This window comes from Lactiplantibacillus sp. C232 (genome assembly GCF_023806725.1).
Lineage (GTDB): Bacteria > Bacillota > Bacilli > Lactobacillales > Lactobacillaceae > Lactiplantibacillus > Lactiplantibacillus plantarum.
The window spans coordinates 1-12,690 of sequence record NZ_JAMSKZ010000005.1; the positions used below are offsets into that span (position 1 = coordinate 1).

Genomic DNA, 12,690 nt, shown 5'->3' on the forward strand with positions numbered 1-12,690 from the left:
AAAACTTTATTTATCGAATTCAAATTGAGTTCAAAATCAAAATCGAAAAAAAGAACCCAATTCGTAAATGAATTGGATTCTAAATATAACTTCATCAACACCGGTTGACAGAGACCCCTTTTTTGGGGAACTTGGGACTGACTTACCACCTGGGAGTGCCAGTGTTAGTGTGCCCTTTTCTGGTTGCTATTATCGGGGAACCGATTATAGCGTGATTTTTAATTTTGCGGTTTGTTAAAATAATCGTAACTTAATGGGATGCTGTTGGTATCCAATTGAATGAAGGAAAAAATGAGGTCAGTGATTCTCGCATGCCGAGGGTCACTGACCTCATTTTGGTGTTAAGAACGGATAACTAAACATTAATCGCGTCTTGCAATTGCTGCTCATTGTAAAAAATTAATACGATAAACATCACCACGTAAAGTAATAATGGTAACCACGCATAGTTCAGGGTAATCATATGCTGAGTGGCGATATTTTGCGCATGATTGGCGGTGTAGCCACTTAGATGAAAGAGTCCGGCGGTGACTAGGCCACCAAGTCCTAAGCCGACATTGACGCCGAAGTCATCAGTAGAGGCTAAAATACCTTCAGCTTGAATGCCAAGCGCCGTGCCATAACGGATCGTATCAGCAATCATAATTGAGACCAAACCAATGATGAGACCGTTACCGACAGCGTTGATCAACGTACCACCGAAGACGAAGGCCAGTTGATTGATGGCTGTCCCGAGACCGAGGATCAGTTGTCCCACAGCGGCGATTGCGATACCCGCCAACATGGTATTCTTTTTCCCGTGGTGGTTGGCTAAGCGGACAATCAAAATGACACCAATCAGTGACGCAAACGTAAAGCCGTTAACGACTGGCACTAAGTCCTCACGCTGAATCAAATATTTAAAGTAGTAGATGGTCGTTTGATTCTTGATGGCGGTTGTTAGCCAATACAGTAAAATCACGCTGGATAAAATAAACCATGGCTGGTTTTGCTTGAGCATGCCCCACACCGCACTGAGTGATTGGTGCGGACGCTCAGGTTGACTAAAGCGTTCCTTGACTTGGAAGAAGGTGTTGAGGATCAGTACCAACGAAATAATGCCAAATAGAACGATTGTCAGTAAAAACCCTCGTTGCTGATCACCCTGACCAAATAAAGCAACTAGTGGCAAGGTGAAGACAGCGACGATAATTTGAACGCTACTACCGAAGAATTGACGAATCACGCCTAGTAAGGTTAATTCACGTTCATTCTGGGAGAGTGCTGGTAAAATCGATGTGATTGGTAGGTTGACGGCGGTATAGAAGAATCCTAACCCTAAATAGGTCACATAAGCCCAGACGAGTTTACCAGTTGCTCCGAAATTCGGGGTCACAAAGGTCAAAACGGCGAACAAGACGTAGGGTAACGCGTACCATAAGAAAAACGGGCGGCTTTTACCGAAGCGCGAATGGGTATGGTCAATCATGACGCCGATAATCAGACTTTCAACGACATCGGCTAAGCGCGCAACGACAAATAAAATCGCCGCTGCACTCGTGGATAGGCCGTAAACATCGGTATAGAAGAATAATAAGTATGTGGTCATCATCTGAAAGACTAAGTTATCCGCGGCATCACTGAGCCCATAACTAATTCGTTCCGGCCAAGCTGTTTGCCAAGGTTGTTTCAATATTAACACCTCTAAGTATGGTTTTGCACAATCTAATTCTAACCTAGTTGCACGCTTAAACCTAACGGAAAGGTTTACAAAATTGATTAGGTCTTAGATTGATCAGAAAAAAGCCTGCAGGTGGCGTTCGTCAACCTGCAGGCTGTGCATTGTTTGTCCTGATTAAAAGCTACTTAGTTGTTAATTTGCTGACCTTGGTGAGTGCTGGGATTAAGCCCAAGCTATCTAACGTTTGGTTTGGTAAAACAACGGTGTTGGCATTGCCGTCCGCTAAGGCTTTGACAGCTTCCGTGTTTTGGAAGATAAAGTAGTTTTCGGATGATTGTGCCAAGGCTTCGTTTAAGATCCGCGTACGGTAAGCATCAGCATCTGCTTCAGTTTGAACGGCTGTTGCTTTCGCCTTTGCACTATTCACTAAAGCTTCGTTTTGGGCTTTATTGGTGGCTAATAAGGCCCGGTTATTGGCTTCATTTTCCAGTGTGATTGACTTACTCTTACCTTCAGCAGTTGCGATGGTGGCATCCCGTTCCCGCGTAGCTTGCAGGAGTTTATTCATGGAAGCCTGAATATCTGCCGAAGGGTTAACGGAATCAATATTGACCCGGTCAACGTTTAAACCGTAGCCCGCCGTAACGGAGGAGATCTCCTTGAAGAGGGCGGCATTGATTTCTTGCGTCCCATTCAGGACTTCGTTTAATTCTTTGTTCCCAATGATACCACGTAGTGCCGCGCGGGTATCTTGAATCATACTACGAACGGAGTCTTCGTTTTTAAAAACGAAGTCTTCAATATTAGTGACGTGGTACTTAAGCGAAATCTTAACTGAGATTTCAGCGTTATCTTTGGTGATAACGACTTGTTGATTAAGATCAACGGGTGTCTGAGCCGTGTTAACGGTGATGACACGTGAGATGAACGGTTTAATAAAGTGAAAGCCGGAACTAATGACGCGCTCGAACTTTCCAAATGTTAAGACGACACCTTGGTTCGGTTGGGTGATGATGCGGATGGAAGCGATTAGGACTAAAACGACCAGTAGAATGACAATAATTGCAACGATGATACCTACCATAATAATTTCCCCCTATTGTTGTGGTGCGATAATCGTTACCGTTAGACCATGAGCACTGACGGCCGTGATTTCAACGGTATCGCCGGTGTGCAATGGTGTTGCGGCGTGCAAATGGTACAAGATGCCATAGAATGCGACGCCGTCAGTTAGATCGGTCGGTTTGATAATTAAGCGCTGACCGATTAAGCGCTGATCTAAGTATCCCTCTTGCATAGATGACCCACCTTTAATGTGATAATAATTAAATTATATGCTGTTTTTGGTTAGATTGATAGGGCCGTTATAAAATAGTGGGTGAGTTTTGGATTGTTGATAAAGTATGGCGATAAATGGTGAATTCATGCTGCATATCGCTCAGTAACTATTTGGATAAGCTCGTTTTAGAGGGCGGTTCAGTAATACGGAGTTAAAGGAGCGCTTGAAGTATTTAAGCCGACAAAAAAACCTTCGTACGGGAATACGAAGGTCAAAAGGAGTAGGTCAGCATATGACGGGGAATCATATGCTGATAACTTGATGAGCGTTTATTCATATAAGCGGGGGGACGTTCACATGCCGCTCATCAAGCTGTCAAAGTTGTTACGCTTTGACGGATTTCATTACTTTGGAGGAGTAAATGAAAAGAATGTTAATTATTATAGTAGCAATCTTGGAGGGGGATCCTTAATTGCTATAGATACATATTAACAACGAATTGTGAAGAAAATGTGACGATGATTTTTCAAATTTAAGAATTATTGATTAGATTACGAAAAGATTTATGACTATTGATAAATTTATCGGCAATTAAAATTGCGTAAGAATTATCTGTCAGCGCTTTCGCAATGGTGGCTTTTTAAATTAGAGCGTGTATCATTAATAATGATCACGGAAATTAAAGACAGGAGATGCTTGCATGTACGAACAAGCTTGTACCACAATTTTAGTTGGGAAGAAGGCGACCGTTGATGGTTCAACGATGATTGCCCGCAATGATGATACGTTTATGCCGATTACACCGCAAAAATTTATCGTCCATCCCGCCGTTCATGGTCGCAACGAAACGTTAACTTCTGGGAAGAATGGCTTTACCGCACCACTTCCAGCGGATGGCTACCGTTACCAAGCTGTACCAAACATTGAAGTCGCTGAAAAGGGTGTTTTTGAAGAAAATGGCTTTAACGAAAAAAACGTTGGTGTTTCTTCAACTGAAAGTGTTTATGGTAATGAACATACGCTGACTTTTGATCCCTTCGTGCCGAATGGGCTCGCAGAAGATTCATTGCCAACCATGCTCACGCCGTTCATTGATTCTGCCCGTGGTGGGGTTAAATACTTGGGCCAGTTGATCGCTAAATATGGTTCGCCAGAAGGTAACGGTGTTTTGTTCAATGATAAAGATGATGTGTGGTACATGGAGATCGTCACTGGTCACCACTGGGTTGCACAACGGATTCCGGATGATGCTTACGCGGTGGCTGCCAACCAAGTTGCGATTCAATGGGTTGATTTTGATGATCCCGATAACTTTATGTGGTCTGATGGTATTCAAGAATTTGTTGCGGAACACCATTTGAACCCTGACAAGGAAGGTTTTAACTTCCGTCATATCTTCGGTACTGATAATGAAAAAGACCGGCATTATAATACTCCCCGGGTCTGGTACGGCCAACGTTATTTCAATCCAGAGATCGAACAAGATCCACAGTCGAGTGAGCTACCGTTCATTTGTCACGCAGCCAAGAAGATTTCAGTTGCCGACGTTGAATTTGTACTGGGTTCTCATTATAACGAAACGAAGTACGATCCCTTCTTGAATACACCAGAAGCTAAAAAGTTTCGGCCAATTTCAATGAATCGGACGCAGAATTCACACGTTATGCAAGTGCGGAATGACGTACCAGCAGAACAAAGCGCGATTATGTGGATGACATTTGGGGTACCAGCTTTTGCGCCATACCTCCCATTCCATGCGAACGTTTCTGAAACTGATCCTAGTTTTGCGAACACACCACTAAAACATGATATGAATAGTGCTTACTGGCTCTACCGGACACTATCAATGATTGTTGAATCACACTATGCTGATTTCGTTCAGGATGATATTGATTATTTGAAAGAATGTCGAATCGAACTGGGTCAATTTGTGGCTGCGACCGATGAACAAGCGGCGAAGTTATCTGGTGACGAGTTAACGGCTTTCTTGACTGAACAAGATAAAGTGATGGTCGCAAAGATGCGTGATAAAGCCCAAGCTTTGATTGGTCAATTAGTCACCAAAGGTTTAACGCTCTCGAAACTAACCTATAATGTTGATATCAATCTTTAAACTTTCGTTATGACGGTATCAGCGTGTATAATTAAGTTATTAAGAGGACAAGGAGCTGATGGCAAATGGATGAAAATGTCTTATTTAATCCTGGTGACGCAATTTCAGAATCGCATGACTACAATGAAGCGCTCCGTAGTGCGGATATTTATAATGCGCGTCACGGACGTAAGCGCGGACTCATGATTGCGCGGCCGCTAGAACAGGATCACGGTTATTCGGTTTTTTACGCGGATGACTTACTGACAGCCGATACGCCAAGACCAGAAGCACGTCAATATCACGTTGAAAAGCGTATTCCAAAAGAATAGTGCAATCATCCCATGATCAGTAACAAGGGTCATGGGATTTTTTATTTTCTAAACAGTAACCCATGATATTGATATTGGGTTACTGTTGTTTTATAATAGCGTTTAAATTGATTAACAGGGGTGCGATGATGACGAATCGACAGACGATTAAACACCTGACCCAGACGGCGATGGTGACCGCTTTGATTATTGTATTAGGTTTCTTTCCGGGAATTCCAGTGGGCTTTATTCCCGTCCCGATTGTGTTGCAGAATATGGGCATCTTTTTAGCCGCCGAGTTACTTGGCCGCAAATATGGGACGATCGCAGTTGGATTGTTCTTAGGATTAGTGGCACTGGGACTACCCCTATTATCTGGGGGGCGTGGGGGTGCCGCGATTTTTCTCGGGCCAACGGGTGGCTATCTCGTTGCTTGGTTGCTGGCACCAATGCTGATTGGAACGTTGATCAAAATAACCCGGGCGATGACAAGTGGTTATTGGTGGCTAGAAGTTGGCATTGTCTGGTTGGCTGGTATCTTATTTGTTGATGTAATCGGTGCTAGTTGGCTAGCTGTTCAGTCTCATATGACTTTGACGGCCGCCTTGCTGTCGAACGTGGCCTTTCTTCCTGGTGACATCATTAAAGGGACTTTGGCCGTATTTATTGCCCGGCGTGTGCGGGCCATCGTTGATTTTGGATTGCCAGCTTAGTAAATAGCTAATGTGATTGGCAGGTCAGGAGGTCATAATGACAACTAAAGAACAAGTCTTAACAATTTTATTGCGTCATCATGGTGAGTGGCAATCGGGGGACCAGCTTGCCCAATCAGTTGGCTGTAGTCGTGAGAGCATTTGGAAGGCAATCAATGCTTTGAGAAAGCAAGGACACCAGATTGAGAGTCGTAAAAACCGGGGCTACTGTTATCTGGGAAGTCGTAATTTGGATGCCAAAGCCATTCAAATCTATGGGCAACGTCAATTTACGGGGCCCCTTGAAGTGGTCGCCCAGACGCCGTCCACTCAGATTCTAGCTAAGAGCTTTTTAAGTCATCATCAGCCACAGTTTGCCGCCTTCTTCGCGGACGAACAGACGGCTGGCTATGGCCGTTTGGGCCGGGACTTCTATTCACCGGCCAAAACTGGACTGTATTTTAGCTTGGTTGTTCCTAATCCCACGAATGCATTGGTCAATGTGGGTTTACTGACAACTGGTGTCGCGGTGAGTGTCTTGAATGTTTTACAGCAATTTTATCCTAATAAGAACTTTGGGTTGAAATGGGTCAATGATATTTATCTTGATCAGTATAAGGTCGGGGGCATTATCACGGAAGCAAGTTTGGAATTAGAATCGACTTCCGCAGCGGCCTTTATTGTCGGTGTGGGGCTCAATTTAACGACCACCGATTTTCCACGGGAATTGCAAGCCCGTGCCCAAGCGGTCGACCCGAGCATGTCAGTGGATCGCAATCGGTTAGCAGCGGCCTTATTATCAGCACTAGTAGCGCTATCAAAACGCTACGCTACGGCCGACTTTTTGCCAGCATATCGGGCTAAATCATTAGTGTTGGGTCAACAAGTGACACTTCAAGTGGGCGATTCCGTGGTGAATGGGGTGGCTGAAGATATCGATGAACATGGTGGCTTAGTGGTCCGCATGTTGACCGGGGAGCGGCGGACATTTACGAGTGGTGAAGTGATCAGGGTAGGGTTACCAGTATGACTGAGTGGGTACCAGTGATTTACGGCATCGGTTTAGACGCTGCCGGTCGGTGCCAACATTATCACCTTGAAACTGATATTGCGGCATTGTGGTGTCGGCGATGTCAAAGCTATTACGCGTGTTACCGGTGCCATGATACGTTGTGCCAGCATACTTTTGTGGCCAGCGCTCCGACGGATTTAGCCGTGATGTGTGGTGCTTGTCGTTATCGAATGCCGGTTGATCGGTATCATGAGGGGCAATGCCCGCACTGTCACCGGCCATTTAACCCGCGGTGTCGGTTGCATGACCAGGTTTACTTTGAAAAGTAAAATTGAGACGTATTTTTGGTAGTTTTGGCTTAATTCAGTGATTAATCGAAAAACAATTAAAAAATTGACATATTCTAATTGAAAACTCATAATTAGGCTTGAGATTATGGTTGATTGTAAATTAGTACTGACAACCATTGACAGAAGGGAAGCACTAATTTTGAAATTTGAAGAGTCCAAAATTTTGCAGCAATTACCAAAACAGTTCTTTGCGAATCTGGTCAAAAAGGTCAATGCCAAAGCGGCGGCCGGTGCGGATGTGATTAATTTAGGTCAAGGCAATCCTGACCAACCCACCCCTGAGTTTGTTGTTAAAGCAATGCAGACTGCAACTGCCAATCCCGCGGATCACAAGTATTCGTTGTTTCGAGGTTTGCCGCGATTCAAACAAGCCGCGGCTGATTTTTACGAACGCGAGTACGGTGTGAAATTAGACCCGGAGACTGAGATTGCCGTATTGGGTGGCAGTAAGATTGGGTTGGTCGAGTTACCCTTTGCCTTACTAAATCCGGGCGATACAATGATCTTACCTGACCCCGGTTACCCAGACTATTTATCTGGTATTACGTTGGCACAGGTGAAGTTGGCTTTACTACGGTTAACAGCGGACAATCATTTCTTACCGGATTATCAGCAGGTTGATCCACAAGTGGCTGCGGCGGCCAAGCTGTTGTACCTGAATTACCCGAATAATCCCACTGGTGCTGTTGCAACGTCGCAGTTTTTTCAAGACACGGTGGATTTTGCAAATGAACATCAGATTGGTATCGTTCATGACTTTGCTTATGGTGCAATTGGGTTCGATGGTCAGCGACCAGTGAGCTTCCTACAGACATCGGGGGCTAAAGACGTTGGAATTGAGATGTACACGTTATCTAAGTCCTTTAACATGGCAGGTTGGCGCGTTGGTTTTGCCGCTGGTAATGCTGACATGATTGAAGCCTTAAATTTGATTCAGGATCATCTGTTTGTCAGCGTCTTTCCGGCCATTCAAGATGCAGCGATTGCAGCCTTGAACAGTGACCAACAGACGGTCCACGAACTGGTTAGACTGTATGAACGACGCCGTAATCAGTTCTTTACGGCAGCCCGCAAGATTGGGTGGGAGCCCTACCCATCAGGGGGCTCATTTTACGCTTGGATGCCAGTCCCTGAAGGGTATACCAGTGAAGCATTTGCCGATTTGCTGTTGGATAAAGCGGCGGTTGCGGTGGCGCCAGGCAACGGCTTTGGTGCGGGTGGCGAAGGCTATGTGCGCGTTGGACTCTTGATTGATGAACCCCGCTTCACGGAAGCCTGTCAGCGAATTGCAAAACTGCACTTATTCGATCGTTAGGATGACCTCTTAGCATTAATGATGATAGCCAATCACTTACTGAGCATAATTCATGCAACGGGGGCGCAACTCGTTCTTGATTGCTCGGAAATATTGAGCTGTAATAACGGTATCAAAATAACGCAACTGGCATTCACATGCCAGTTGCGTTATTTTGATTCGAGGTATTGAATTATTATAAATTACCGGTGCTCTTTAACCGCTTCTCTAACAGGTACGCGTCCATGTACCCAAAGGATAATTCAACGACCTGATCGAGTTCGATCATCGTGCCAACATGATTAATTTGATTATCATCATCCACGTTATAGAAGATGAAGTGCCCGTTCGTTAACGTTCCCGGATAGCCAGTCATTGCTGGCAACATGGGGTTTTCTGTCGTGATGTGAACGAGGTTATTGAAAGTTGCGGCTTGTCGCAAAATTGAATCAAAAAGATCAGTTGTGGCGTCAAATAACCGTTCGTCGTTTAAGACGGGTTGAACATTTAACTCATACTGGCGATTTAATTCAATAAAGCCACGCATCGTTTGTAAATAGTCGGACTGGGTTGTCACCGATTCAATTAGTGAACGGCGACAAAGAGTGTAGCCCCCAAATTGGCCCGTCATATCGATCAGATTGAGCAGGACACTATCAGCGTTCAATGCGTTAATGAAGCCAACAAAGAACATGTCAGACCCGTCCGCTGACCGAATTGCAATCAGTTGGTGCTCATTTAAGGCGTTGTTTAAAGTATGATCAACGTCGTCAAACTCGCTAACTTTGATGGTTGCTCGATGCGTATGGATGGTCTTGACAAAGGCGCTTTCCAATAAGAGCTCATTGCCGCAGAACTCTAAGATCTGAATAGCAGCCAATGGAATTTCCTGTTGCCCGTTGTTTTTAAAGTTAAATTTGTCAAAAGTTTTAAAGGTAATCGTTTGGTCAGTGACTTGTTGGACCTGACCTTCTAAATAATTTTCGTTGTCTTCGAGGACTAGTAGCACAACTTGATGATCGGTTTGGGCTTGGGTGACTAACTGTGTTAGGACTGGCCGTTGATCGTCTAAAGCTACGGTTGGTTGTGGCACACTGTTCAAACCTTCAGTAGTTGCATTTTCAAGGCGAAAGGCCATGTTATCAAGGTCTTCACTCATCATTTCAACTTCATCAATGACGTCGTAGCGCATGAAGACGGCGCCGTCCTGGAGCCCAGCATCATCGTAAGTATTCACGACAACGCCATCAGGTGCCAGACGGTCGATGTAGCCGGTGTAAACCACTTCGCTATTGGCTTGATATAGGTTGATGAGGTGAACCTGTTGTGCGGCTAATTGTAAATTCTCAATAATTGAACTCATCGTGTCTAACCCCCTTAGTTAATGTTCCCTCATCATAGCACTTTTTGAGGTGAAGACGCCATTATAAGTCATTATTCAGCTGGTTTGGTAAGTGTGTTATGACTAGGTAAGTAAACGGATGCTCACGTGCTATTCAGGTCGCTCATCTCATTAGAAGGGCCTTGTTCTGCAAATTTAAAACCGTTTTCGCTTGCACCCGGACGCTGTCACCGGCATTGAGTGCGGCTGTTTGGTATGTGTGCAACACAACACGGTGCTGGTCATCGCTACGTAAAAAATAGTGTTCCGATGATGCGTTCACGGCTAGTGATCTTAAAGTGCAATTCGATATTCAAATGATGATTGCCAAAATAAACGCATACGGTTTTTTTAAAACACAACGTATGTAAGGGCTTTCTTTGCTTGTGAAATAGGAGTATCGGTCAATAAGTATCTATTGATAATAGGTAAATATTTAATAAAAAATGTTATTTTCGGTGCTATTAACGAGGTTTATCGTTATAATGTAGTCTGCGGTTTATCTTGACCGTAAATCTGTCATGACCTTTCAAGAGGCGCTTGATCGTGTTGCGACATACATTTAAGGAGTGCACTATGTTTACGATGTTTAAGACGATTGGCGATCAGTTCGCCAATTTCAAGATTATTCGGCGAATGGCGAAGTATGATGATCGGGCCACATACCAAAGCCATTACCTTGGGTTAGCGTGGGAATTTTTAAACCCACTGATTCAAATCGGAATTTATTACTTAGTATTCGGGGTCGCGTTAAAACGTGGCGATCCGATGCCAGGAATCCCGTATTTACCATGGATGGTTGTCGGGATTGCACCATGGTTATACATGAACAAAACGACGCTGGACGCGTCTTCTAGCATTTATCGTCAGGTTGGGTTAGTTTCAAAGATGAAATTCCCAGTCAACGTATTACCGTCAATTAAAATTTATGGTAACTTATATAGTTTCTGGACGATGATTGCTTTTGGAATCTTCCTGATGTTCGTTAATGGCATTTGGCCCTCAGTTTCTTGGATTCAATTTATCTACTACTTTGGTTGTATGATCGTATTAATGTATTCACTTGGGATTTTTAATGCCACGGTCAGTGTTCTGATTCGTGACTGGCATATCACGCTTCAATCCGTATTGCGGATGCTGTTCTATATGAGTGGGGTGCTATTTAACTTTACAACGTCTAACTTCCCCGCAGTTTTTGTGCGCCTACTAGAACTAAATCCGTTCTACTACGTGCTCAACGGAATGCGGGAATCGTTGCTTAATCGTGGTTGGATCTGGCAACAGCCTAATATCACGTTGACGATTGTCTTTTGGCTCTTCAATCTCGTTGTGATTCTGACTGGAACGTATCTCTATAACAAGTTCCGTTCGAACTTTGTGGATTTGATTTAGGAGGCGGAACTGATGGAAAATCAATATAAGGTTGAATTGCATAATGTCACTAAAGAATATGATTTATATCGTAGTAACAACGATAAGTTAAAACACTTTTTTAACATTGGTAATGTTGATGTCCCGCGGTTTTGGTCGCTAAAAGGGGTCAGCTTAAACGTTAAACCAGGTGAAGCGTTGGGTATTATCGGAATCAACGGTTCTGGTAAGTCAACGATTTCGAATATCATTTCGGGAATCATTCCTCAAACGACTGGGACAGTGGATGTGCACGGTGATACGTCCATTATTTCAATCGGAGCCGGCTTAAAGTGGAATTTGACCGGTGATGAAAACATTCGGTTGAAAGGACTCATGCAAGGGTTGAGTATTAAAGAGATCCAAGCGGTTCGTGATGATATTGTTGATTTCGCGGATATTGGTGATTTTATTGGTCAACCAGTTAAGGACTATTCGACCGGGATGCGGTCACGATTGGGATTTGCGATTGCGGTGCATATCAATCCCGACATCATGATTATTGATGAAGCACTATCGGTTGGTGATGACACCTTCTATCAAAAATGTGTGGATAAGATTATGGAATTCAAGAAGCAAGGGAAGACCATTATCTTTGTCAGCCATAATTTACGGCAAGTAGAATTGCTTTGTGACCGGGTCGCTTGGATGCACTTTGGGGATCTTTTAGAAGTCGGCGAGACCAAGGAAACTGTTGATCATTACCGGAAATTTTCTAAGGATTTCAAAGCGCAAACGGCGGCTTATCGTAAGAAGTATCAGGTCGGTAAGAAGAAGGAACAAGCGGACTTTGACATTGTCGCTTATGAACGACAATTAGTCGAAGAAAAGGCTAAGGATAGCGATAAGAGTAAGCAGGCAGTTAGCCGTCAAGTTCATCGGACGCTATACAAGCAAATCTTGCCAGAAAAGATGACGATTGCCACCAAGCTCGTCATGTTAGTGGCAATTGTCCTGTTCGTCTTCTTTGCGTTAGTGAATGTTTCAGGTCACTCGGTTACTTCGGCGATTGAGAATCCGACAGTACTGTTACATCCAGTCAATCATTATATTAAAAGTCAGTCAGTCTTATTCAATAGTAAGTGACGGCGGCTGGTTAGTGGTTGCATTAAATTAACATTAATATCGATGGGTGATTGCGATGGCAATCACCCATTTTTTGTGTGCATTCAAGACGGCTTTGGTTGGAATAAAGTACAATACAACGTC

General features: G+C 44.0%; 12 protein-coding genes. 8 read left to right on the plus strand and 4 right to left on the minus strand.

From position 1 onward, the window contains the following. Window positions 1-355: 355 nt before the first annotated feature. From MZO41_RS06305 to MZO41_RS06315, 3 genes are all read right to left on the minus strand, one after another. Window positions 356-1,672: an MFS transporter gene (locus MZO41_RS06305; RefSeq protein WP_003643745.1), complete on the minus strand. Its 1,317-nt coding sequence runs from the start codon at window positions 1,670-1,672 to the stop codon at window positions 356-358. Between the two features lie 169 nt (window positions 1,673-1,841). Next, the gene (locus MZO41_RS06310; RefSeq protein WP_003643746.1) at window positions 1,842-2,744 is read right to left on the minus strand and encodes an SPFH domain-containing protein; all 903 of its coding nucleotides are present in this window, start codon (window positions 2,742-2,744) and stop codon (window positions 1,842-1,844) included. Window positions 2,745-2,756: 12 nt separating this feature from the next. After that, window positions 2,757-2,957: a hypothetical protein gene (locus MZO41_RS06315; RefSeq protein ID WP_013355164.1), complete on the minus strand. Its 201-nt coding sequence runs from the start codon at window positions 2,955-2,957 to the stop codon at window positions 2,757-2,759. Between the two features lie 682 nt (window positions 2,958-3,639). Between MZO41_RS06315 and MZO41_RS06320 the strand changes: the two genes are divergently transcribed. The 6 genes from MZO41_RS06320 (at window position 3,640) to MZO41_RS06345 (ending at window position 8,711) form a co-directional block, all read left to right on the plus strand. After that, entirely contained in the window at window positions 3,640-5,052 is a 1,413-nt protein-coding gene (locus tag MZO41_RS06320; protein ID WP_013355165.1) for a C69 family dipeptidase, read from the plus strand. Between the two features lie 65 nt (window positions 5,053-5,117). Then, window positions 5,118-5,363 carry a hypothetical protein gene (locus tag MZO41_RS06325; protein WP_003641910.1) on the plus strand — a complete coding sequence of 82 codons (246 nt, stop codon included), beginning with the start codon at window positions 5,118-5,120 and terminating at the stop codon, window positions 5,361-5,363. A gap of 128 nt (window positions 5,364-5,491) precedes the next feature. Then, window positions 5,492-6,055, plus strand: a complete 564-nt coding sequence (locus MZO41_RS06330) for a biotin transporter BioY (protein WP_003643749.1) — start codon at window positions 5,492-5,494, stop codon at window positions 6,053-6,055. A 37-nt stretch (window positions 6,056-6,092) separates the two neighbouring features. Then, on the plus strand, window positions 6,093-7,064 hold the full coding sequence (locus tag MZO41_RS06335) for a biotin--[acetyl-CoA-carboxylase] ligase (RefSeq protein WP_013355166.1): 972 nt from the start codon (window positions 6,093-6,095) through the stop codon (window positions 7,062-7,064). Then, window positions 7,061-7,375 (plus strand): CHY zinc finger protein, encoded by a 315-nt coding sequence (locus MZO41_RS06340; RefSeq protein WP_027821525.1) that lies wholly within the window; start codon window positions 7,061-7,063, stop codon window positions 7,373-7,375. Before MZO41_RS06335 ends, MZO41_RS06340 begins: the two co-directional genes overlap by 4 nt. A gap of 160 nt (window positions 7,376-7,535) precedes the next feature. Beyond that, window positions 7,536-8,711, plus strand: a complete 1,176-nt coding sequence (locus tag MZO41_RS06345) for a pyridoxal phosphate-dependent aminotransferase (RefSeq protein ID WP_013355168.1) — start codon at window positions 7,536-7,538, stop codon at window positions 8,709-8,711. Window positions 8,712-8,886: 175 nt separating this feature from the next. Here the strand turns inward: MZO41_RS06345 and MZO41_RS06350 are convergent, their stop codons facing one another. After that, window positions 8,887-10,053: a hypothetical protein gene (locus tag MZO41_RS06350; RefSeq protein ID WP_011100969.1), complete on the minus strand. Its 1,167-nt coding sequence runs from the start codon at window positions 10,051-10,053 to the stop codon at window positions 8,887-8,889. Window positions 10,054-10,647: 594 nt separating this feature from the next. Between MZO41_RS06350 and MZO41_RS06355 the strand changes: the two genes are divergently transcribed. Together MZO41_RS06355 and MZO41_RS06360 are read left to right on the plus strand one after the other, a co-directional pair. Continuing rightward, a complete protein-coding gene (locus MZO41_RS06355) occupies window positions 10,648-11,463 on the plus strand; it encodes an ABC transporter permease (RefSeq protein WP_003641920.1) in 816 nt (271 codons plus the stop codon). A gap of 12 nt (window positions 11,464-11,475) precedes the next feature. Next, window positions 11,476-12,567 carry an ABC transporter ATP-binding protein gene (locus MZO41_RS06360; RefSeq protein WP_003641921.1) on the plus strand — a complete coding sequence of 364 codons (1,092 nt, stop codon included), beginning with the start codon at window positions 11,476-11,478 and terminating at the stop codon, window positions 12,565-12,567. Window positions 12,568-12,690 lie beyond the last annotated feature (123 nt).